This window comes from Roseovarius conchicola, from assembly GCF_041403425.1.
Classification (GTDB): Bacteria; Pseudomonadota; Alphaproteobacteria; order Rhodobacterales; family Rhodobacteraceae; genus Roseovarius; species Roseovarius conchicola.
The window spans coordinates 112,902-133,574 of the sequence record NZ_JBGEHK010000006.1; the positions used below are offsets into that span (position 1 = coordinate 112,902).

Sequence of the window (20,673 nt, forward strand, 5' to 3'; positions counted from 1 at the left end):
CACGGGTTCGGATGTCACCATCCTTGTGGTTCATGCGCCTTGTCGCGCGGGCCGACTTTCAGAAACTCGCCAGCCTGATGCCGTTTGGTAAGTCGCTGGCGCGTCGCGACGGTGCTGAAATTTTCGATATATTGCAGGGCTTTGTAAAGTCTCAGACCTTGCTTGCCCTAATCGATCTGGACGTGCTGAGCCGTTTGTTGGATGCCCCGACATCGCCTGCACAGCTGGGCTTGGCCACGGGTGTTCCCGAGGATCAAATGGCCCGGCTTCTGTCGGCCGGGGCAGCAATGAAACTGCTCAAGCGCAGGCGTGATGGCAGGTATGCGCTGGCACGGCGCGGCGCGGCCATTCTTGGGGTGCCGGGGCTGACGCAGATGATCCTTCACAATCGCGCGCTTTATGACGACATGGCTGACCCGGTGGCGTTGCTGCGCGGGCAGACCGAAACGCATCTGGCGCAGTTCTGGCCTTACGTGTTCGGACAGGCCGGGGATATGCCCGAAGACATCGCCGGCCGCTATTCGAAACTGATGGCCCAGTCCCAGCTGCTGGTGGCACATGACACCTTGAAGATGGTCAAGCTAAAGGGGGTCACGCGGCTGCTGGATGTGGGTGGAGGGTCGGGCGCGTTCTTGACCGAGGTGTTGCGGCGGTATCCAAACCTGCAGGCTACGCTGCTTGATCTGCCCGAGGTTATTCCATCCGCCAAAGAGGCCTTCAAAGCCGCTGGTCTGGAGGGGCGGGTCGACTTGCATCCCGGCAGCTTTCGGGACGGCGCCTTGCCGCTGGGGGCCGATGCGATTTCTTTGATCCGGGTGCTTTACGATCATTCGGATGAGACGGTCACTGATCTGCTGTCCAAAGTGCACCAGGCCCTGCCTGCGGGTGGCCGGTTGATCGTATCCGAACCTATGTCCGGTGGGGCAAAGCCGGACCCGGCAGGTGATATCTATTTCAACTTCTACACCATGGCGATGGGCACGGGGCGTGTGCGCTCGGCAGCGGATATTGCCGGGCTGTGCCGGGATGCCGGGTTTGAAAACCTGCGCAGCCCCCGCCCATTGCGCCCTTATGTGACCAGTGTCGTCACCTGTGAGAAGCCAGCATAGGCTTTCCTTCAATGTGTAAAGATAACTTGACACATACTAATGTCCCGATAAACTTACATTAGGTAAAAGCCGCATCCGCTGAGTCTGATCTGCGGCGGAGGGATGGGAGACCCAAATGGAGGCGCGAGCCGTTAATCTGAGAGGTCCAAGAGATCTGCACCTGGATACGCTGCCGCTGAAAGAGCCGGGAGACAGCGATCTGGTTGTGGATATCGCCTATTCCGGAATTTCCACTGGCACCGAAAAACTGTTCTGGACCGGTGAGATGCCGCCCTTTCCCGGCATGGGATATCCATTGGTGCCGGGATACGAGGCCGCTGGCGAAGTTGTCGAGGCCGGAGCCGCAAGCGGGTTTCGCCCGGGCGATCATGTGTTCATTCCAGGTGCTGACTGCTTTGACGGTGTGTTCGGGTTGTTTGGGGGCGCGGCGTCGCGGTTGGTGACAGCTAATGATCGCGTGATTCGTATTGATCCGGCGCTTGGGGCGCAGGGCGCGTTGCTGGCGCTGGCAGCTACAGCCCGCCATGCCATTGCCGGTCTGGACAAGGCCGTGCCGGATCTGATCGTGGGCCATGGCGTTTTGGGGCGGCTTTTGGCGCGCCTGACCGTGGCCGCCGGAGCGCCCGCACCAACTGTCTGGGAGATCGAGCCCGACCGCCGCAGTGGTGCCGAAGGCTATCTGGTGATCGACCCCGAGGGTGATCCGCGCCGGGACTACACGGCAATCTATGATGCTTCGGGCAATGCCGAGATACTGAACACATTGATTGGGCGGCTGACCCGGGGCGGTGAAATCGTACTGGCCGGGTTTTATGCCGAACCGCTGAGTTTTGCCTTTCCGCCTGCCTTCATGAAAGAGGCGCGGTTTCGCGTGGCCGCCGAATGGGCGCGCCCCGATCTGAATGCCGTTCGGGATCTGGTGGAAGGCGGCGCGCTGTCTCTGGGCGGCCTGATCACCCACGAGGCAAATTGCAGCGATGTGCCAGGCGCCTATCGCACGGCCTTCGAGGATCCAGCTTGCCTGAAAATGATACTCAACTGGAAGGACGCAGCGTGAAAGACGATGTGCCAAATCTGAAAGATTTCGACCAGCGCCTCCGGGATGAGGCGGGCCAGGACTTGGCGGATATCGCCACCGACGAGCCGACAAGCAAAACCCAGATCATTGCCATCTATGGCAAGGGCGGAATCGGCAAATCCTTCACCCTGGCCAATCTCAGCCATATGATGGCCGAACAGGGCAAACGTGTGCTTTTGATCGGATGTGATCCAAAATCCGACACCACCAGCCTGTTGTTTGGCGGTAAGGCCTGCCCGACGATTATCGAAACCTCCACCAAGAAAAACCTTGCCGGTGAGCAGGTGCAGATTGGGGATGTGTGTTTCAAGCGGGGCGGCGTGTTCGCGATGGAGCTTGGGGGCCCCGAAGTGGGACGCGGCTGTGGCGGGCGCGGGATCATCCACGGATTCGAACTGCTGGAGAAGCTGGGCTTTCACGATTGGGATTTTGACTACGTGCTGCTCGACTTTCTGGGCGATGTGGTCTGTGGCGGATTCGGCCTGCCGATTGCGCGGGACATGGCGCAGAAGGTCATTCTGGTGGCCTCGAACGATCTGCAATCCCTCTACGTGGCCAACAATGTTTGTTCCGCGGTCGAGTATTTCCGCAAGCTGGGCGGTAATGTCGGTGTCGCCGGGTTGGTGATCAACAAGGATGACCATTCGGGCGAGGCCCAGGCCTTTGCCAAGGCGGTGGACATTCCGGTGCTGGCGTCAATCCCGCAGGATGACGATCTGCGCAAGAAATCCGCGAATTATCAGATTGTTGGTACTGATGCCAGCCAGTGGGGCAATCTGTTTGCAGGGCTGGCCGAAGAAGTGTCTGAGGCCCCGCCTGTGCGCCCCAGCCCACTGGATCAGGATGGGCTGCTGGAGTTGTTTGACGGCTCGGAAACCGGGGCGGGTGTCACGCTGGAACCTGCCACTGATGCCGATATGCGCGGCAAGAATGCCAAGCCCGTGGAATCGCTGGAGGTGATCTATGACGACGCCTGACAGCCAGACCCTGAACGATGTGCAAACCATGCTGAAAGCCGCGCGCCCGGATCAGATTGAACGTCTTCTACGCGACATTCTGACGGCGACGCCAAGTGATAACACCAAATACACCAGAGCCACATGACCGACGAAGTCACATATGACACCGCCGCAGAGGTTGACGTGATCAAGGGCAAGCCGAGCGCGCTGGCAGACACCGGTGGCGCGGTTGACGGATTGGGCTGTCATTCCGGGTCCGAGATGGAAAAGGCGGCCCGTGCCGCCGGACAATCGGACATTCTGGATCAATACGCCGCAGATTATCCCCAGGGCCCGCATGACAAACCGCAAAGCATGTGCCCGGCCTTTGGCAGTCTGCGTGTCGGATTGCGCATGAAACGTGTGGCGACCGTTCTCAGCGGCTCGGCCTGCTGTGTTTATGGCCTGACCTTTGTCAGTCACTTTTACGGTGCGCGCCGGTCGGTTGGCTATGTGCCGTTCAATTCTGAATCCCTTGTCACCGGCAAACTGTTTGAAGATATCCGCGACGCGGTTCACGAACTGGCCGATCCGGACCGGTTTGATGCGGTTGTCGTCACCAACCTCTGCGTGCCGACTGCCAGCGGCGTGCCGCTGCGGCTGTTGCCGGATGAGATCAACGGTGTGCGGATCGTCGGCATTGATGTGCCCGGCTTTGGCATCCCCACCCATGCCGAGGCCAAGGATGTTCTGGCCGGGGCGATGCTGAAATACGCCCGCGACGAAGTGAAAGCAGGCCCGGTGGCCGCGCCCGAAGGCGGTAAATCGGATCGTCCCACCGTCAGCCTGCTGGGCGAGATGTTCCCGGCCGATCCGATGATGATCGGTGCGATGCTGGCCCCGTTGGGATTGGCCGCAGGGCCAGTTGTACCCTGCCGCGAATGGCGCGAGCTTTATGCCGCGTTGGATTGCGGGGCCGTTGCCGCGATCCATCCGTTCTATACCGCGGCCATCCGCGAGTTTGAGGCCGCAGGCCGCCCGATTGTGGGCAGCGCCCCGGTGGGCCATGACGGCACCGCCGACTGGCTGAAGAATATCGGCGACGCGTTCGGCTGTTCGGCAGACCAGATCGCAGCGGCACAAAACGCCTTTCTGCCCGCGATCAAGGGCGCATTGGCCGCGACACCGGTCAAGGGCACGATCACCCTGTCCGGCTACGAAGGCAGTGAATTGCTGGTGGCCCGTCTGTTGATCGAAAGCGGCGCAGATGTGCCCTATGTGGGCACGGCTTGCCCCAAAACACCTTGGTCACAGGCAGATGCGGACTGGCTGCGCGCCAAAGGGGTGACCGTCAAATTCCGCGCCTCGCTGGAAGAGGATTGCGCCGCCATGGAAGGCATCAACCCCGACCTGGCGATCGGCACGACCCCGGTTGTGCAAAAGGCAAAAGAGCTGGGCATCCCGGCGCTCTACTTTACCAACCTGATTTCGGCACGGCCCCTGATGGGTCCGGCCGGTGCGGGCAGCCTGGCAGAGGTGGCCAATGCCGCGATCGCCAACAAGGACCGTATGGACCATATGAAGGCTTTCTTTGAGGGTGTGGGCAAGGGTGACACGGCGGGTATCTGGGAAGGGGCCCCGAATGTCCGGGAAGATTTCCGCGCTCTGAATCTCAAGAAGCTTGAGAAGAAGGCCCGCGCCGCCAAAGCTCAGGAGATGATCTGATGTTGATTCAGGATCATGACAGGGCAGGCGGCTATTGGGGGGCCGTTTATGCGTTTTGCGCGGTCAAGGGCCTGCAGGTTGTGATCGATGGCCCGGTGGGCTGTGAAAACCTGCCGGTCACCAGCGTTCTGCACTACACCGATGCGCTGCCACCGCATGAATTGCCGATTGTCGTGACCGGCCTGGGTGAAGAGGAACTGGGCCGCGAAGGCACCGAGGGCGCGATGAAGCGCGCCTGGGGCACGCTGGACCCGGCTTTGCCTGCTGTGGTGGTCACAGGATCCATCGCCGAGATGATCGGTGGCGGTGTTACTCCGCAAGGCACCAACATCCAGCGGTTCCTGCCGCGCACGATTGACGAAGATCAGTGGGAAGCCGCGGACCGGGCAATGACTTGGCTGTTTACCGAGTTTGGCATGACCAAGGGCCGTATGCCCCGCGAGAAGAAGCGTGAAGAAGGTGCCGCCCCCCGTGTCAATATTCTGGGTCCGATGTATGGCACGTTTAACATGCCAAGCGATCTGCATGAAATCCGACGTCTGGTGGAAGGCATCGGCGCCGAGGTCAACATGGTCCTGCCGCTGGGTGCACATTTGGCGGATATGCGCAATCTGGTGAATGCGGATGTGAATATCTGCATGTACCGCGAATTCGGCCGCGGCCTGAGCGAAGTATTGGGCAAGCCTTATCTGCAAGCGCCGATTGGCATCGAAAGCACCACGTTGTTCCTGCGCAAGCTGGGGGAGATGCTGGACCTGGACCCCGAGCGGTTCATCGCCCGCGAGAAGCATTCGACCATCAAGCCGGTCTGGGATCTGTGGCGCAGCGTGACACAGGATTTCTTTGCCACGGCCAGCTTTGGCATCGTTGCGAACGAAACCTATGCCCGAGGTATCCGCAATTTTCTTGAGAACGACATGGGATTGCCCTGTGCCTTTGCGGTGGCGCGTTGTGCGGGCACCAAGACCAACAACGAAGAGGTGCGTGCGCTGATTGCCCAGCACAGGCCGCTGGTCCTCATGGGGTCCATCAACGAGAAAATCTATCTTGCCGAGCTGGAAGCGGGACATGGTCCCAAACCGGCCTTCATCCCTGCCAGCTTTCCGGGGGCTGCCATCCGCCGGGCCACAGGCACGCCGATGATGGGATATGCCGGGGCCACCTATCTGGTGCAGGAGATTTGCAACGGCCTGTTTGATGCGCTGTTTCATATTCTGCCGCTGGCCTCCGAAATGGACGCTGTTCAGGCCACACCCACCCCGCTTCGGCGCGATTTTCCCTGGGACGCCGATGCTCAGAAAGAACTGGACCGGATCGTTTCGACCCATCCGATCCTGACCCGCATTTCCGCGGCCAAAACCCTGCGTGACGCCGCCGAGGAATCGGCCCTGCGTCAGGGCGCTGAACGCGTCGTACTTGAATATGTTCGGGCGCTTTCGCCTGAAAGCACCGAAATCCAAAAGGAGGAAACACCTCATGACTGACATGACATCAAACACGCCGCGTCGCCCTTGCAAGGGCCGCCGCACCATCGAGTTTTGGGTCTATTTCACGATCATTTTCCTGTTTGCCTTGCCTTCGACCCACTTTCGCTACGTCCGCGATGTGTGGCGTCAAAGTTCTCTGAATGTGCCCGGGCCCATGGCGCGCGCCTGGTCCGAAGCCGACAGGCTGACGCCAATCATATTCTCGGTCTGAGCCAATTGGCGAAGAACCCGAGATCTGTCTGCACGCCCTGACGGGCGGACAGAAACCTGACGGGCATCATCGCCCTGATGGACCCGGCCGCGGGGTACGCGGCGTCAGCGTAACGTTCCGGAGGAAAGTTTATGGCTGATAATCACGACCTGTCCTTCACAGGTCTCACGGACGAGCAAGCTCAGGAGCTGCATTCGGTGTATATGAGCGGGCTTTACCTGTTCGCACTGATCGCATTGGTTGCACATATCGCAACCTACATCTGGGCGCCTTGGTTCTAAGGAGGGATCGTAAATGTCAAAGTTCTACAAGATCTGGCTCATTTTCGATCCGCGCCGCGTATTCGTTGCGCAGGGTGCTTTTCTCTTTCTGTTGGCCGCGATGATCCACCTGGTGGTTCTGTCGAATGGCGTCAATTGGTTCGAGAATGCAGCCGCGTCGCGTGCTGCTGCAGCCGAAGAGTGATCCAAGGAGCATGTGCTCTTGACGACAAAGTTGCGGGCGGCGCCTGTCGCCCGCGACAAACCAAAATTCAAAAGATGACGGCCGAAGACGACGGGACTGGCCGCCGAAATGCGGAGACATCACATGGCGTTACTCAGCTTTGAAAGAAAGTATCGCATTCGTGGAGGGACCTTGATAGGCGGCGACCTGTTCGATTTCTGGGTCGGGCCGTTTTACGTCGGGTTCTTTGGCGTGACGACGTTATTCTTTGCCGCCTTGGGCACCATCCTGATCTTTTGGGGGGCGGCGCATCAGGGAACATGGAACCCCTGGCTGATCAATATCGCACCGCCCGACCTGAGTTATGGTCTGGGAGTTGCGCCCCTGATGGAGGGCGGGTTGTGGCAGATCATCACGATCTGCGCGATCGGTGCGTTCTGCAGCTGGGCCCTGAGAGAGGTCGAGATTTGCCGCAAACTGGGCATGGGGTTTCACGTGCCCTTTGCGTTCAGTGTCGCGATCTTTGCCTATGTCACATTGGTTGTGTTCCGCCCGGTTCTGATGGGCGCTTGGGGGCATGGCTTCCCCTACGGGATCTTCAGCCACCTCGACTGGGTCAGCAACACCGGCTACGCCTATCTGCATTTCCATTACAACCCGGCGCATATGCTGGCTGTAACCTGCTTTTTCGCCACATGTTTCGCGCTTGCGTTGCATGGCGGGCTGATCCTGTCGGCGGCGAACCCCGAAAAAGACGAAGAGATGCGCACACCGGATCACGAAGACACGTTCTTCCGCGATTTCATCGGCTACTCGGTCGGTACGTTGGGCATTCACCGTGTCGGCCTTTTGCTGGCGCTGAATGCCGGGTTCTGGTCGGCCATCTGCATCATCATCAGCGGCCCGGTCTGGACCAAGGGCTGGCCTGAGTGGTGGAACTGGTGGCTTGAGTTGCCAATCTGGCCCGGTCAGGGAGGGATGTGATCATGTTCGAGTATCAGAATATCTTTACCCAGGTTCAGGTGCAGGGCCCTCCGGAATGGGGTCTGGACAACGAAAACAACATGGCCGAAGAACGCGCGGTGAAGCCGTTCTTCAGTACGCTGGCTGGCTGGATGGGCAACGCGCAGATTGGCCCGATCTATCTGGGCTGGACCGGGCTTGTCTCGGCGGCAACCATGATCCTTTGCCTGAACATCATCGGGCTGAACATGCTGGCGCAGGTCGATTGGTCGATCCCTGAATTCCTGCGTCAGGGCTTTTGGCTGGCGCTTGAACCGCCCAGCCCGGAATACGGGTTGAGAATGCCGCCCCTGCAGGATGGCGGATGGTATATTATCGCCTCGTTCTTGTTGCTGGTGTCGGTGATGACATGGTGGTTGCGCACCTATCTGCTGGCGCAACAGCATAAGATGGGCAAGCATATCTTCTGGGCCTTTGGCTCGGCGATCTGGTTGTTCCTGGTGCTGGGCCTGTTCCGCCCGATCCTGATGGGATCATGGTCCGAGGCGGTGCCTTATGGCATCTTCCCGCACCTGGATTGGACAACCGCGTTTTCGATCCGCTACGGCAACCTCTACTATAACCCGTTCCACTGTCTTTCGATCGTGTTCCTTTATGGCTCGGCCCTACTGTTTGCGATGCATGGCGCGACCATTCTGGCGGTCACCCGGTTTGGCGGTGATCGCGAGCTGGAACAGATCGTAGATCGTGGCACCGCCAGTGAACGCGCGGCCCTGTTCTGGCGCTGGACCATGGGGTTCAACGCTACGATGGAAGGCATTCACCGCTGGGCCTGGTGGTTTGCGGTGCTGACCCCGATCACCGGTGGTATCGGCATCCTGCTGACCGGTACGGTTGTCGATAACTGGTTCATCTGGGCGCAGGAACATCACTTTGCACCCATGTATGACGGCTCTTACGGCTACGAGAGCTATGGGTCTTACGAAGCCTTTATCGGACGGGAGGACTGAACATGTTTGGGAAGTGGTTACCTAAATGGTACGAAACTTGGAAAAAGGATAACCCAACCAATGTCGCCGGTCCTGCAACTGTCGTCGTCATAGTAGGTGGCGCTGTATATGCCACGGTTGCGGCGCTGGCGATCCTCTGGGGGCCTTACGCGACTGAGAGCATGCAGACGGGCCCTCGCGGGACTGGCATGGTCGTTCCGGAGTTCGATGCAGACAGGCTGGTACCTGATCCTTCGATCGCGTCCTTTCTCGAAACGACATCGGCGGCTATACCACCGGTGGGTGGCGAGGAGACGGCCGGGGACGCACGTGAGAACGTGCCACCCGGGCTGGAGGATCTAACGGTCGAGAACTATGATCGCCTGCTGACCGCCATGCGCGAATGGACCGGGATTCCGAACCTGTTCGACGATCTGGACTCGTACCAGACTGGCGTCGGCTATGTGATGATCGCCATGACCCAGAACATCAACGAAAACTGGGATGGTCACGTCAATGCCAATAAAGAGGTCGGTGTGACCTGCTACACCTGCCACCGGGGTCAACCCGTTCCCAGCGATATCTGGTTCAAGATATCGCCGGTGAACATGCGCGCGCAGGGCTGGTCGGCCAATCAAAACAGGGCCACCCTCAACAGCAGTTTTACCTCGCTGCCGTCGGATGCGCTGGAAACCTATCTGCTGGAGTATGAGGTGATCGGGGTACATGATCTGGAAAGCCGTGTTGCCGGCATTCCGGGGCAGGATGGCTATCCTGGTATTCAACATGCCGAGCGCACCTATGCCTTCATGAACTATATCGCGAACTCGCTTGGGGTGAACTGTGTCTTCTGCCACAACTCGCGCGCCTTCTATGAGGGCTCCGAGGTGACGCCGCAATGGAGCACCGAAAGCCTTGGTATCGCGATGGTGCAGGAGATGAACGAAGAGTACCTGATCCCGCTTGCGGATCAGTATCCGCCCGAGCGGCTTGGCCCGGTGCACATGGATGCGCCAAAAGCAGCCTGCAAAACCTGCCACAAGGGCTATCAGCAACCGCTGCAAGGCACCAATGTCATCGGCGACTGGCCTGAACTGGCCACCACCGGTGAGCCCGATTACAGCAATTGAATAGGTCAGGGGCCGGGCGTTATGTCTGGCCCCGACCATCAAAAGGACCATATCGCGCGTTCGCGCCTCAAGCCCTGGTTTCGTGGGCGACGCGTCCACCACCAACCCAAAGGAAGGTGAGATGATGCACACCGAACACCCAAAAACACCGCTGCTGGATCGTGTGGCCGGACCGGCCGATCTGAAACAGCTCAGCGACCGAGATCTGTCCCTGCTGGCTGATGAGTTGCGGGCCGAGGTGATCTCGGCTGTATCAGAAACCGGAGGGCATTTGGGGTCGGGGCTTGGTGTCGTCGAGTTGAGCGTGGCCATTCACGCGGTGTTCAACACGCCAATGGACAAGCTGATCTGGGATGTGGGGCATCAATGCTATCCGCACAAGATCCTGACAGGTCGGCGGGACCGCATCCGCACCCTGCGTCAAAAGGGTGGTTTAAGCGGCTTTACCAAACGCCGTGAATCCAAGTTTGACCCGTTTGGCGCGGCGCATAGTTCCACCTCGATCTCGGCAGCCCTTGGCTTTGCGGTCGGGCGCGATATGGGGCAACCGACCGGAGATGCGATTGCGGTGATCGGCGATGGTTCGATCAGCGCGGGGATGGCCTATGAAGCCCTGAACAATGCTGGTGCCGAGGGGCGCCGGCTGTTTGTGATCCTGAATGATAACGAGATGAGCATCGCCCCGCCGGTGGGCGCGATGTCCAGCTATCTGTCTGGCCTTTATGCCAGCGAGCCGCTGGCCAAGATGACATCCCTGGCCGAGGGGTTCGAGGCCGCGTTGCCCGCGCCCATTCGCGAAGGTGCCAAGCGGGCCCGGCAATTGGCAAGCGGTTTGACCGGCTCGGGGACCGTGTTTGAAGAGCTGGGGTTTGATTATATCGGCCCGATTGACGGCCATGATATGACCCAGCTGTTGACCGTCCTGCGCGCCGCGCGGGTGCGTTCGACAGGCCCGGTTCTGATCCATTGCTGCACGGTCAAGGGTAAGGGGTATGACCCGGCTGAAACCAGTGCTGACAAGTATCATGGTGTCTCGAAATTCGACGTCCAGACCGGCGCGATGGCCGCCAAAAAGGGCGGCGGCGCGCCGTCCTATACCTCGGTTTACGGCAATGCCCTGACCGCAGAGGCTGCGCGCGACCCCGATATCGTGGCGGTCACAGCGGCAATGCCATCCGGTACGGGCGTCAACATCATGGCCGAGCGGTTCCCGGCGCGGGTGTTTGACGTCGGCATCGCCGAACAACACGCCGTCACCTTTAGCGCAGGGATGGCTGCCAGCGGGCTGAAACCGTTCTGCACCATCTACTCCACCTTCCTGCAGCGCGGGTATGATCAGGTGGTACATGACGTTGCCCTGCAAGGGTTGCCCGTGCGTTTTGCGATTGATCGGGCCGGGCTGGTCGGGGCCGACGGAGCCACACATGCTGGCGCCTTCGACATCGGCTATCTTGGCAATCTGCCGGGGTTCACTGTCATGGCCGCCTCCGACGAAGCCGAGCTGGTGCATATGGTGGCAACCGCTGCTGCGCATGATGAGGGGCCGATTTCGTTCCGTTATCCGCGCGGCGCGGGTACGGGCGTTGAGCTGCCCGACCGGGGCGAGGTTCTGGAGATCGGCAAGGGCCGGGTTGTGCAGGAGGGCGAGGATGTTGCGATCCTGTCGTTCGGGGCGCATCTGTCAGAGTGTCGTGCCGCCGCCGATCTGCTGGCTCTGGACGGGCTGAGCGTAACTTTGGCCGATGCCAGATTTGCCCGGCCACTGGATACCGACCTTGTGCTAAAACTGGCACGCAAGCACCGGGCCCTGATCACGGTCGAGCAAGGCGCCCAAGGGGGCTTTGGCGCGATTGTCATGCATTCATTGGCGCGCAACGGGGCGTTCGACAATGGGTTGGCCATACGCAATGTCTGTTTGCCGGACCGTTTCATTGATCAGGCAAGCCCGGCCGAGATGTATGCCGACGCCGGTATGACGGCGGGTGACGTTGCCGACACAGCGCGCGCCGCGCTGGGGCAAACCGCACGTGTCGTGCCGCTGACGCGCGCCCTCTGAAACACTCTCAATTAGAAGGCCGCGCAGGATATCTCCGGCGCGGCCTCTTTTTTGTTGCTGCAACGCCAGGGCAGCGTTGCTAAGTCCGTGCTTTCTCAGTCCATCAGGCAACCGCATGCGCGATGGCGCATTGCTTCCACAATACATTCAGCGCCTCGACCAGCCGGTCGATATCCGCATCAGAATGCAGCGGCCCAGGGGTGAACCGCAACCGTTCCGTCCCCTTTGGCACGGTCGGATAGTTGATCGGTTGCACGTAGATGCCATAGTCGCGCATCAGGATATCGGCCAGCATCCGGCATTTGACCGGGTCCTTGATCAGCACAGGGATGATGTGACTGGGATTGTCCATATATGGGATGCCGCACGCGTCGAGTTTCGATCTGAGGCGCGCAACCTGTTGGCGCTGGCGCTTACGTTCGACCTGCGATGTCTTGAGATGGGCAATCGAGGTCTTCGCTGCCGCCGCAACGGCCGGGGGCAGGGCGGTGGTAAAGATGAAGCCAGACGCGAACGAGCGGATGAAATCACACAGCGCGACCGATCCGGCGATATACCCGCCCATACAGCCATAGGCCTTGCCCAGCGTGCCTTCAATCAGGGTGATCCGGTCGGCCAGCCCTTCACGTTCGCTGATGCCACCGCCGCGCGGGCCATAAAGGCCGACGGCGTGGACCTCGTCGAGATAGGTCATCGCGCCATGTTTTTCCGCCACCTCAACAATTTCCGCCATCGGACAGATGTCGCCATCCATTGAATACACCGATTCAAAGGCGACGATCTTGGGGGCGTTGGCGGGCAAATCGGCCAGTTTGCGATCCAGATCTTCGGGATCATTGTGCTTCCAGATCACCTTGCGTGCGCGGGAGTGGCGGATGCCTTCGATCATCGACGCGTGGTTCAGTGAATCCGACAGGATCACCGCATCCGGCAGCCGGCTGCCAAGGGTGGAAAGCGCCGCCCAGTTCGACACATAGCCAGAGGTGAACAGCAACGCGTCCTGTTTGCCGTGCAGATCGGCCAGTTCAGCTTCAAGCGCGACATGGTGATGATTTGTCCCCGAGATATTGCGGGTGCCGCCAGCGCCGGTCCCGCAACTGTCGATCACATCCTTCATCGTTTGCCGGACGATCTCATGTTGACCCATGCCCAGATAATCGTTCGAGCACCAGACCGTGACTTCGTCCGGGGCATTGTCATCATGGCTCTTGGCCCTTGGAAACGCGCCGCATTGCCGCTCAAGTTCGGCGAATACCCGGTAGTTTCCTTCATCTTTCAGCGCACCTAGCTGTGCATTGAACATCCCATCAAAATCCATGATGTCCCTCCGCTTGGGTTGTCTTTGTTGTCTTTGGTTTGGGCGCGGGCAGCATCCAGCGCCAGAGTTTGGCATCAGGCAAAGGCAGAACCATGAACCAGTGTTCAAGCAAGGCCAATGCCGTGATGGCGGTGAGCAGGGCAAAGCCGGTTGTGGCCCCTGCAGTATCGACGGCATAGAGCCGTTCCAGCCAGCACGCCAAGGCAAGAGTCAGCGCGCTGATCGAGATAGGGAACATCCAGTTGAGTCGTTGGATGCGAAAATGGCTCGCCAGATGGCGCAGGGCCACCGGCAGAAATTCGGTATTGATCCGTGGCACGCCGAAATAGAGGTTCAGCTTGGCAGAGATGCGCGCGAAAAACAGCACGGTGAATGTCCACAAACCGAATGTATTCTCTGCCCCGTGCCCATAGAGCCACATCGCCATCAGCACGCCGACAAGCAGCATCTCGTGATAGGCGATTGTGCCCCAGGCGCGGATGAAGCGTTCAAACTCGGGGGTGTCATCCGGCAGGTCACGCAGGTTCGGCCCGGTGATCACACCGGTCAGAAACGCCGTCTCGATCCAGCCCCAGATCGCCAGAGCGGCCAGAAAGCCCCAATAGGCGGCACTGCTGCTGGTATCGTCCAGTGTTTCCATAAACCCCCAGATGCCCAAACCCAGAACGGGCAGGGTGAGGCCGGCCAGGGCAAGTCGCGCTGCCCGGCCTGATTGATCCGCCTTGCGGACAGCCCACAGGATCGCCCCGGTGGAAAACCACCAGATAAAGAGCGCGAAAAGTGCGGCGATCCAGGGGTTTGTCATCAGTAGACGGGCTCCAATCGTGTCGAGGCCGGGACCTCGTGGTTTTTGACCGGGATGAAGTAGAGGCTGGCAAAGGCCTTGGCCGCCCGCGCGCTGGCGCTTATCCGTTTGAGAAAGGCAATCGGTCCGCTTTGCTGTTTCGCTGCCGCCAGATCGGCATTGGCCTTTTGCATCTTCTCAAGGTTCACCTGCCATTTCGGATGGTCGATATCCACGGTGATCGGGAAAATCTGCTTGGTCATCTCGGACGTCTTGGTGAAGACCTCATGGGCGTACCAATCCGGATCGACGCCAAGGGCGGCGTGGAAAGCTGGGCGCTGGTGATCGCGGACATACATCGTGGAATAGACCGCCGTGAGGAAGAACTTGATCCACCAGATGTTACGCCCTTGCGTCAGCTTGGGGTCCGTCTTCATCAGCAGGGCGAAGGCCTCGCCATGGCTGAACTCATCATTGCACCACTCTTCGAACCATTTGAAGATCGGGTGGAAGCGGTGTTCCGGGTTGGCCTCAAGGTGGCGGAAAATCGTTATATAGCGGGCATAGCCGATCTTTTCCGACAGATAGGTCGCGTAGTAGATGAACTTGGGCCGGAAATAGGTGTATTTCTTCTTCTGCGTCAGGAAGCCAAGGTTCACCCGCAGGCCAGCTTCGCGCAGGGCGTCGTTGATGAACCCCGCATGACGGGCCTCATCGCGGGCCATCAGCTGGAACAGTTGGGTGATGTCCTTGTTGTTGCCGCGCCGTTTCATTTCCTTGTAAAGGACACAGCCCGAAAACTCGGCAGTGCAAGAAGAAATCAGGAAGTCGATGAATTCCTTCTTCAGTTCCGGCTCCATATTTTCCCAATCGACATGGTCCCAATCTTCATTTTTCTTGAAGTGGCCCTTGTTGGGATCGCTGACCATCCGGTCGATCAGCTTGTCCCATTCGGGACGCACGGACGAGACGTCAATCGCATCCAGCTCATCGAAATCGGTGGTGTAAAAGCGCGGCGTCAGCAGGGTGTTGGCCATGGCCGTTTCTGTGGCCATTTCATCGGTGTATTGCTTGTCCTGCGCTTCGGCGATGGCCAGACCTTCTTCGACGGTCGTGGCATCGGCGGTGTGTTTTCCGGTATGGGCGTTCATAGCGTCACCTCCTCGGAAAACGAGAATTCGCACAGTTCCATCACCTCAAAGTCACCGGTCAGCCGGGTCCAGAGCCGCTCAAGGGCCGAGGCGCGAAAGATGGTCGCCTGGCGGTCTTCGCTGACGATCTCACCAAACGGGGCCATGATCTCGGGGCCGTGTACTTTGATCTCGTCGCCCGGATAAACGACCGCCCCGTTGTTGAACCGGACATGTGCGTGCAGACTTTCAAACTTGTGACTGATTTCCACTGTACAAGGTGCGTGTTCAATTTCCTTAGTTAGCCATCCCATTTTTGGCCTCCTCTCTCATTGTGCCATCAGCTGCGCAAAAGCCTTGGCGTTATCAGCACCGAATCCCATTAAATCGGCGCTCCAGCCTGTGCTGGGGTCGTGAATTGAAATGCGTCCCGTGTCCTTCCAGATAATCTGAACCGGGCCTTCTAGCGGCATGCGGTTTTTCAGGCGCTCGCGTTCGATGACGCGCCCCACACCCGATATGAACCCGCCCTGTTCGGGGGTGAGATCGGCGATCAGGGCACCGTCGGGATCCCGCACCATGGCGGCACCGCTGGTGTCGACAGTCAGTTGGATCATTCGCGTGGCCACCACCGCGCCCTCAGGTGGGGTAGCAATCAGCGGTGTGTCGGTGATCCGGGCCAGCGTGACGATCACCAGGCAGACCATCACCATCCCGAACATGGCCTGCACCATCCGGCGCGGAATCAGCTCTTTATCGTCAAGCTTGGTGGGCTGGTGGGTGTCGATCTGTACCATGGTTTCCTCTTATTCGGCTGCAACGGCGGTGGCTGGGATATGACGACGCGTCACCACCGGCGTGGAGACCCGTGCCTCGGCGGCCTCTGACAGCAGGCGCGCCACTTTTTCGGCCTCGGGGATACAGCGCAACGCGGGCTGCGTGCGGCGCATGACCCAGGGGCGCACATGCGGCCAGCACACCAGATAGGACAGCCGCGTCGATCCCATCAGATCAAGCGCGATGATCCCGGTGCCATCGCGGCTGAGTTTCAGGCTGGCATTGGCAATCTGCGTAAACGGCAGGTTCAACGTGACCGTCAGCGCTGCGCCAATCCGCATGGCGACCCGGCGGTTGGTGATCGTGTAAACCGCTGTGCGGGCCTGGGCATAGCCGACGACCAACAGCAGTGCACAGACGATTGCGCCCATCACCAGAAACGGCGAAGAGGCCGCAAAGGCGCTGACAACACCGGCTTGATCCACAAGAGAGAGAAACCGCCAGAGGGTCAGCAGCACAAAGTAACCCGCCACCCAGTAGAGGTTCAGCGACTCACGGGTCAGGGCCCACCAGTTCGGGCGCCCCTGCCAGAGAATATGCTCACCCTCCGGGGGCAGTTCCGGCAGCCCTTCGATTGGTTCTACAGCAAAATCATCATGGCTCATGGCGCGTCCCCCTGATCAGCCCAGCACCGGTTCTTGCCGGCTTTCACTCGCGTAGAGCGTCCCACCTGCGTAGTAGCCACAGATCTTGTCTTCCTCGAGCAATGTCACCTGCTTGGGTGATGCGTGTTTCGGAACGCCCGCGAAGTGTTCGCCAAAGATCGAGCGGACCTTGACGTGATCAGACCAGATCCGCGCCATGGTCAGCGGCACAAGGCGTTTGCCCTTGCCAAACTCGCCATTCAGTTCGAACTCCAGATAGCGGACCAATTGTTCGGGCTCATCAATCCACATATCGGTGACTGTGCCCACGATGGCACCGTCCCCTGCCTTGATCGGCAACCCACGGGGGTCGCGGCCTGCGGCGACGTTGAAGTGGTTGTTGCTGGCCATCGGGATGATCTTGGGGTGGCCCGTGCCATCAAGCTCGGGGATATCGCGGCGCGGTGCCCACGAGGCCGGGCCAACACCATCTGCCATCGGATCGCCTGTCGGCTCGAACGGGAAGCCATTGCCAGCGGCGGTTTTTTCCAGCGGCAGGTCTGCCCGTTCCGGGGTCTGACCCGAGGGAACCGTGACCTCGCCACGGCCATGCGGCAGTTTGAAGGTCTTGTCGTCAGGCACTGGGAAAAGCCCCTGATTGGCCGAGACGTTGCCGTCGTCATCCTCAAGCGGATAGCCCTCGCGCATATTTTCCCGCTGAATGTAGTAGATCAGCAGCGCGAAGAAGATCCAGAACAGCCACAGGGTCACGCTGACCAAATCGAAGTTTCCAAAAAAAGGCTCTGTCATATCAGTTTCCTTTTGCTTGTCAGTGTTTCATGTCGGTAAGTCGGCCAGCCCGAGGGATGTCGATTTCCGATGTTGCGTTCGAGACGTGCGGCGCGCGTTGCGTACAAGCGGGCCAAGAAGGACCAGTGTGAGGAAGATCAGTCCGATCTCGACGTGATAAACAAACGAATAGCCGGTCGCGGGCGTGTTCAGCGCTTCGCCCCACGCCCCCGAGGTGGCCGCCGCATTGACCCAATCGCGCAAGCCTCCGCCAAGCGCAATGGCAAGGCCGGCGGCAGTGGCCTGTGCCGCGCCCCATGCCCCAAGGGCAAGGCCGTGCCCGGCGGCACCGTTGGCCTTCATGTTCATCGCCGCGATCAGCGTCGAGACAGCAAACAGCCCGCCACCAAACCCGATCAGGCCTGCGCCGCAGAAGAACAATACGGTCGAATTCATCGGGGCGGCAAAGATCACAGCAGAAAATGCGTAGATCCCAAGGACCAGCCCGGCACCGGCAATGCGGAACGTATCGCTGCCCCGCGCCAGCATCCTACCGGCCAGCGCGAACCCGGCCAGTGCCCCGACGGCCCAGACTGCGGTCAACAGCGTCGTGGCCGAGACCGACAAGCCCAGAACCTCGCCGCCATAGGGCTCTAACAGCACATCCTGCATATTCAGCGCCATCGTGCCAAAGAACACCACCGCCAGTAACCTGCCTGCCTGACCACCGTTGATCAGATCCGCCCAGGCATCCCGGAATAGCGGGCGCGGTGCGGCGCGTTCCGCGCGCGACATCGGGCGCACTTTTTCCTGTTTCCAGAGCGCAATGAGGTTCAGGATGATGCCGACCGAGGCGGCCCCTTGCACCACGCGCACCAGTGTCAGGCTGGAAAAATCGGTCAGCAACCAGCCGATGATCACCGCCGACAGGCCCATGCCGATCAGGAACATCACATAAAGCAGGGCCACCACGCGCGGGCGCGCCTCGGGATCAGCCCGGTCTGTGGCCAGCGCCAACCCGGCGGTCTGGGTCATATGCAGGCCGAACCCTGTCATCAGAAACGCCAGTGCCGCCAGCACTTCTCCGGCCCAGCCGGGGCCAATGGTCTGTTCGCCTGACAGAACCAGCAGCGCAAAGGGCATCACCGCCAGGCCGCCCATCTGCCACAGCGATCCAAACCAGAGATAGGGGATGCGCTTCCAGCCAATCGCGCTGCGATAGGTGTCCGAGCGGAACCCCAGAAGCGCGCGGAACGGCGCAATCAGAACTGGCAATGCGATCATGAAGGCGACGATGGTAGCTGGCACCGACAGTTCCACGATCATTACGCGGTTCAACGTGCCCAGCAACATCACCGTGGCCATGCCCACCGATACCTGGAACAGCGACAGGCGCAGCAATTGCGCCATCGGCAGTCCCTCACTGGCCGCATCCGCGAAGGGCAGATAGCGCATCGAGATTTGGGCCAGGGCTGAGGGGGCGCGACGGATCATGCAGTGAACTCCATCGCCTGAGAAATATAAAAGCCCGAGCTGACCCGGTCCAACGGTGTCAGATCGCCGCCTGTCTCGGAGAGCTGCAAGGCGCGGCGAAGCAGGGCAGGCGCATGTGGCACCATGGTGGGCGAGCGGTCAGAGCGGGGAAACAACTGGCCGAACCGCCACATCGCCATCAACAACGGGGTGCGGGGGGCCACGGTAAAATTCACATGTCCTGAGGTCCGCGCACCAAGCGCGCCCAGAATCTGCGCGATATCGGCCGCCCGGTAATAGATCAGACTGTCCATGGCGATCACGTAATCAAACCGACCCAGGGCTGGATCTGACATATCACCCGTGCGGAAATCGGCGCGCGATTGCAATTCCGCCGGAAGACGCTGACGAGCGATGTCGATCAGCGAGGGCGAGATATCGACGGCCACAACCTGCGCCCCGCGCGCGGTCAGTTCGGCCGTCATCTGCCCGGCCCCACAGCCAGCATCCAGAATGCGGGCATCCCTCAGATCCTGGGGCAGGCGCGACAGCAGCAAGGCACGCATTTCGTCGCGGCCCCGGCGCACTGTTTCGCGGATTTTTGACACCGGCGCATCACTGGTCAGCCGTTCCCAGGTGCGGGTGGCTGTCTTGTCGAAATAGGTTTCGACCGACGCGAGGGTGCGATCATAAGACATCAGTCAAACCCCAGCAACTCAAAGATATCGCGGTCTTCCATCGGGGCAGGGGCCAAGGGTTCGGTCCCGTTCCAGAGGGTCTCGGCAAGGCGCACATATTCCTTGCGGCAGATGACGATATCTTCCTCGTCATCCATCTCGAACAATGTCTTCTTTTTCAGGCGCGAGCGGCGGATCGCGTCGATATCAGGCATGTGCGCAATGCGGTTAAACCCCACCGTGTCGCAATAGCGGTCCACCTCGTTGGTGTCTTTCGAGCGGTTCGCCACACATCCGGCCAGCCGTACTTTGTAATTGGCGGATTTGGCCTGCACGGCGGCGATGATCCGGTTCATCGCATAGATGCTGTCAAAATCATTGGCGGTGACGATCAGGGCACGATCCGCATGTTGCAGAGGGGCCGCAAAGCCACCGCAGACCACGTCTCCCAGCACGTCAAAGATCACCACATCGGTGTCTTCCAGCATGTGGTGTTGTTTCAGCAGCTTGACGGTCTGCCCCACCACATAGCCCCCGCATCCGGTGCCAGCAGGCGGCCCCCCAGCCTCGACGCATTTCACACCGCCCCAGCCATCGGCCACGAAATCCTCGGGACGCAGCTCTTCGGGGTGAAAATCAACTTCTTTCAGAATGTCGATCACGGTGGGCTGCAACCGGCCCGTCAGGGTGAAGGTACTGTCATGCTTGGGATCGCACCCGATCTGTAACACCCGCTTGCCCATGGCCGCAAAGGCCGCTGACAGGTTCGAACTGGTGGTGGATTTCCCGATCCCACCTTTCCCATAGACCGAAAACACCTTGGCGCCTTCGATCTTGGCGGCCGGGTCCTGATGCACCTGCACCGACCCCTCACCGTCCTGGCCTCTGAGTTGGGGAATGTCATCGCGGGGGCTCATGATATGATCCCTTTCTGGTGTTGTGGTTTGGGGA

23 protein-coding genes are annotated in these 20,673 nt (G+C 60.0%); 13 read left to right on the forward strand and 10 right to left on the reverse strand.

Annotated elements, in window-relative coordinates:
* Window positions 1-11: 11 nt before the first annotated feature.
* The 13 genes from V6N02_RS16875 (at window position 12) to dxs (ending at window position 12,130) form a co-directional block, all read left to right on the forward strand.
* Window positions 12-1,109, forward strand: coding sequence for a methyltransferase (locus tag V6N02_RS16875; RefSeq protein ID WP_371227382.1), 1,098 nt, complete (start codon window positions 12-14; stop codon window positions 1,107-1,109).
* 115 nt (window positions 1,110-1,224) lie between these two features.
* On the forward strand, window positions 1,225-2,166 hold the full coding sequence (bchC, locus tag V6N02_RS16880; RefSeq protein WP_371227384.1) for a chlorophyll synthesis pathway protein BchC: 942 nt from the start codon (window positions 1,225-1,227) through the stop codon (window positions 2,164-2,166).
* Window positions 2,163-3,164 (forward strand): chlorophyllide a reductase iron protein subunit X, encoded by a 1,002-nt coding sequence (locus V6N02_RS16885; protein WP_371227386.1) that lies wholly within the window; start codon window positions 2,163-2,165, stop codon window positions 3,162-3,164. The genes bchC and V6N02_RS16885 overlap by 4 nt, the downstream gene beginning before the upstream one ends.
* The gene (locus tag V6N02_RS16890) at window positions 3,151-3,291 is read left to right on the forward strand and encodes a hypothetical protein (protein ID WP_371227388.1); all 141 of its coding nucleotides are present in this window, start codon (window positions 3,151-3,153) and stop codon (window positions 3,289-3,291) included. Before V6N02_RS16885 ends, V6N02_RS16890 begins: the two co-directional genes overlap by 14 nt.
* Complete coding sequence (gene bchY, locus V6N02_RS16895; protein ID WP_371227390.1) at window positions 3,288-4,850, forward strand: chlorophyllide a reductase subunit Y; 1,563 nt, start codon at window positions 3,288-3,290, stop codon at window positions 4,848-4,850. The genes V6N02_RS16890 and bchY overlap by 4 nt, the downstream gene beginning before the upstream one ends.
* Window positions 4,850-6,334, forward strand: coding sequence for a chlorophyllide a reductase subunit Z (bchZ, locus tag V6N02_RS16900; protein WP_371227392.1), 1,485 nt, complete (start codon window positions 4,850-4,852; stop codon window positions 6,332-6,334). The genes bchY and bchZ overlap by 1 nt, the downstream gene beginning before the upstream one ends.
* The gene (gene pufQ, locus V6N02_RS16905) at window positions 6,327-6,548 is read left to right on the forward strand and encodes a cytochrome PufQ (protein WP_371227394.1); all 222 of its coding nucleotides are present in this window, start codon (window positions 6,327-6,329) and stop codon (window positions 6,546-6,548) included. The genes bchZ and pufQ overlap by 8 nt, the downstream gene beginning before the upstream one ends.
* A 131-nt stretch (window positions 6,549-6,679) precedes the next feature.
* The gene (pufB, locus tag V6N02_RS16910; RefSeq protein ID WP_371227396.1) at window positions 6,680-6,829 is read left to right on the forward strand and encodes a light-harvesting antenna LH1, beta subunit; all 150 of its coding nucleotides are present in this window, start codon (window positions 6,680-6,682) and stop codon (window positions 6,827-6,829) included.
* A 13-nt stretch (window positions 6,830-6,842) separates the two neighbouring features.
* The gene (gene pufA / locus V6N02_RS16915) at window positions 6,843-7,013 is read left to right on the forward strand and encodes a light-harvesting antenna LH1, alpha subunit (protein WP_371227398.1); all 171 of its coding nucleotides are present in this window, start codon (window positions 6,843-6,845) and stop codon (window positions 7,011-7,013) included.
* Window positions 7,014-7,136: 123 nt separating this feature from the next.
* Window positions 7,137-7,976 carry a photosynthetic reaction center subunit L gene (gene pufL, locus V6N02_RS16920; protein ID WP_371227400.1) on the forward strand — a complete coding sequence of 280 codons (840 nt, stop codon included), beginning with the start codon at window positions 7,137-7,139 and terminating at the stop codon, window positions 7,974-7,976.
* A gap of 2 nt (window positions 7,977-7,978) precedes the next feature.
* Window positions 7,979-8,965 (forward strand): photosynthetic reaction center subunit M, encoded by a 987-nt coding sequence (pufM, locus tag V6N02_RS16925; RefSeq protein WP_371227402.1) that lies wholly within the window; start codon window positions 7,979-7,981, stop codon window positions 8,963-8,965.
* A gap of 2 nt (window positions 8,966-8,967) precedes the next feature.
* Window positions 8,968-10,074 carry a photosynthetic reaction center cytochrome PufC gene (pufC, locus tag V6N02_RS16930; protein WP_371227404.1) on the forward strand — a complete coding sequence of 369 codons (1,107 nt, stop codon included), beginning with the start codon at window positions 8,968-8,970 and terminating at the stop codon, window positions 10,072-10,074.
* A 124-nt stretch (window positions 10,075-10,198) separates the two neighbouring features.
* Complete coding sequence (gene dxs / locus V6N02_RS16935; RefSeq protein WP_371227547.1) at window positions 10,199-12,130, forward strand: 1-deoxy-D-xylulose-5-phosphate synthase; 1,932 nt, start codon at window positions 10,199-10,201, stop codon at window positions 12,128-12,130.
* 103 nt (window positions 12,131-12,233) lie between these two features.
* Here dxs and hemA read toward each other — a convergent pair whose 3' ends face one another.
* The 10 genes from hemA to bchL are packed head-to-tail and all read right to left on the reverse strand — an operon-like array spanning window position 12,234 to window position 20,639.
* Window positions 12,234-13,448 carry a 5-aminolevulinate synthase gene (gene hemA, locus V6N02_RS16940; protein ID WP_371227406.1) on the reverse strand — a complete coding sequence of 405 codons (1,215 nt, stop codon included), beginning with the start codon at window positions 13,446-13,448 and terminating at the stop codon, window positions 12,234-12,236.
* Window positions 13,438-14,253, reverse strand: coding sequence for a putative photosynthetic complex assembly protein PuhE (gene puhE, locus V6N02_RS16945; RefSeq protein ID WP_371227408.1), 816 nt, complete (start codon window positions 14,251-14,253; stop codon window positions 13,438-13,440). The genes hemA and puhE overlap by 11 nt, the downstream gene beginning before the upstream one ends.
* Window positions 14,253-15,383 (reverse strand): magnesium-protoporphyrin IX monomethyl ester (oxidative) cyclase, encoded by a 1,131-nt coding sequence (acsF, locus tag V6N02_RS16950; protein ID WP_371227410.1) that lies wholly within the window; start codon window positions 15,381-15,383, stop codon window positions 14,253-14,255. Before acsF ends, puhE begins: the two co-directional genes overlap by 1 nt.
* Window positions 15,380-15,676, reverse strand: coding sequence for a hypothetical protein (locus tag V6N02_RS16955; protein WP_371227412.1), 297 nt, complete (start codon window positions 15,674-15,676; stop codon window positions 15,380-15,382). Before V6N02_RS16955 ends, acsF begins: the two co-directional genes overlap by 4 nt.
* A gap of 15 nt (window positions 15,677-15,691) precedes the next feature.
* Window positions 15,692-16,159: a photosynthetic complex assembly protein PuhC gene (gene puhC, locus V6N02_RS16960; RefSeq protein ID WP_371227414.1), complete on the reverse strand. Its 468-nt coding sequence runs from the start codon at window positions 16,157-16,159 to the stop codon at window positions 15,692-15,694.
* A 9-nt stretch (window positions 16,160-16,168) separates the two neighbouring features.
* Window positions 16,169-16,804 (reverse strand): photosynthetic complex putative assembly protein PuhB, encoded by a 636-nt coding sequence (gene puhB / locus V6N02_RS16965; RefSeq protein WP_371227417.1) that lies wholly within the window; start codon window positions 16,802-16,804, stop codon window positions 16,169-16,171.
* A 15-nt stretch (window positions 16,805-16,819) separates the two neighbouring features.
* A complete protein-coding gene (gene puhA, locus V6N02_RS16970) occupies window positions 16,820-17,593 on the reverse strand; it encodes a photosynthetic reaction center subunit H (RefSeq protein WP_371227419.1) in 774 nt (257 codons plus the stop codon).
* Between the two features lie 27 nt (window positions 17,594-17,620).
* On the reverse strand, window positions 17,621-19,066 hold the full coding sequence (locus V6N02_RS16975) for a PucC family protein (RefSeq protein WP_371227421.1): 1,446 nt from the start codon (window positions 19,064-19,066) through the stop codon (window positions 17,621-17,623).
* Entirely contained in the window at window positions 19,063-19,743 is a 681-nt protein-coding gene (gene bchM / locus V6N02_RS16980; RefSeq protein ID WP_371227423.1) for a magnesium protoporphyrin IX methyltransferase, read from the reverse strand. Before bchM ends, V6N02_RS16975 begins: the two co-directional genes overlap by 4 nt.
* A complete protein-coding gene (gene bchL / locus V6N02_RS16985; protein ID WP_371227425.1) occupies window positions 19,743-20,639 on the reverse strand; it encodes a ferredoxin:protochlorophyllide reductase (ATP-dependent) iron-sulfur ATP-binding protein in 897 nt (298 codons plus the stop codon). The genes bchM and bchL overlap by 1 nt, the downstream gene beginning before the upstream one ends.
* Between the last annotated feature and the right edge of the window lie 34 nt (window positions 20,640-20,673).

Coding starts and splice junctions, on each gene's coding strand:
- pufM (WP_371227402.1), top strand. CDS start 7,979: ATGTTCGAGTATCAGAATATCTTTACCCAGGTTCAGGTGCAGGGCCCT.
- pufC (WP_371227404.1), top strand. CDS start 8,968: ATGTTTGGGAAGTGGTTACCTAAATGGTACGAAACTTGGAAAAAGGAT.
- V6N02_RS16890 (WP_371227388.1), top strand. CDS start 3,151: ATGACGACGCCTGACAGCCAGACCCTGAACGATGTGCAAACCATGCTG.
- pufB (WP_371227396.1), top strand. CDS start 6,680: ATGGCTGATAATCACGACCTGTCCTTCACAGGTCTCACGGACGAGCAA.
- pufQ (WP_371227394.1), top strand. CDS start 6,327: ATGACTGACATGACATCAAACACGCCGCGTCGCCCTTGCAAGGGCCGC.
- puhE (WP_371227408.1), bottom strand. CDS start 14,253: ATGACAAACCCCTGGATCGCCGCACTTTTCGCGCTCTTTATCTGGTGG.
- V6N02_RS16975 (WP_371227421.1), bottom strand. CDS start 19,066: ATGATCCGTCGCGCCCCCTCAGCCCTGGCCCAAATCTCGATGCGCTAT.
- bchY (WP_371227390.1), top strand. CDS start 3,288: ATGACCGACGAAGTCACATATGACACCGCCGCAGAGGTTGACGTGATC.
- hemA (WP_371227406.1), bottom strand. CDS start 13,448: ATGGATTTTGATGGGATGTTCAATGCACAGCTAGGTGCGCTGAAAGAT.
- bchC (WP_371227384.1), top strand. CDS start 1,225: ATGGAGGCGCGAGCCGTTAATCTGAGAGGTCCAAGAGATCTGCACCTG.
- bchL (WP_371227425.1), bottom strand. CDS start 20,639: ATGAGCCCCCGCGATGACATTCCCCAACTCAGAGGCCAGGACGGTGAG.
- puhB (WP_371227417.1), bottom strand. CDS start 16,804: ATGAGCCATGATGATTTTGCTGTAGAACCAATCGAAGGGCTGCCGGAA.
- dxs (WP_371227547.1), top strand. CDS start 10,199: ATGCACACCGAACACCCAAAAACACCGCTGCTGGATCGTGTGGCCGGA.
- bchZ (WP_371227392.1), top strand. CDS start 4,850: ATGTTGATTCAGGATCATGACAGGGCAGGCGGCTATTGGGGGGCCGTT.
- puhA (WP_371227419.1), bottom strand. CDS start 17,593: ATGACAGAGCCTTTTTTTGGAAACTTCGATTTGGTCAGCGTGACCCTG.
- pufL (WP_371227400.1), top strand. CDS start 7,137: ATGGCGTTACTCAGCTTTGAAAGAAAGTATCGCATTCGTGGAGGGACC.
- bchM (WP_371227423.1), bottom strand. CDS start 19,743: ATGTCTTATGATCGCACCCTCGCGTCGGTCGAAACCTATTTCGACAAG.
- acsF (WP_371227410.1), bottom strand. CDS start 15,383: ATGAACGCCCATACCGGAAAACACACCGCCGATGCCACGACCGTCGAA.
- pufA (WP_371227398.1), top strand. CDS start 6,843: ATGTCAAAGTTCTACAAGATCTGGCTCATTTTCGATCCGCGCCGCGTA.
- puhC (WP_371227414.1), bottom strand. CDS start 16,159: ATGGTACAGATCGACACCCACCAGCCCACCAAGCTTGACGATAAAGAG.
- V6N02_RS16875 (WP_371227382.1), top strand. CDS start 12: ATGTCACCATCCTTGTGGTTCATGCGCCTTGTCGCGCGGGCCGACTTT.
- V6N02_RS16955 (WP_371227412.1), bottom strand. CDS start 15,676: ATGGGATGGCTAACTAAGGAAATTGAACACGCACCTTGTACAGTGGAA.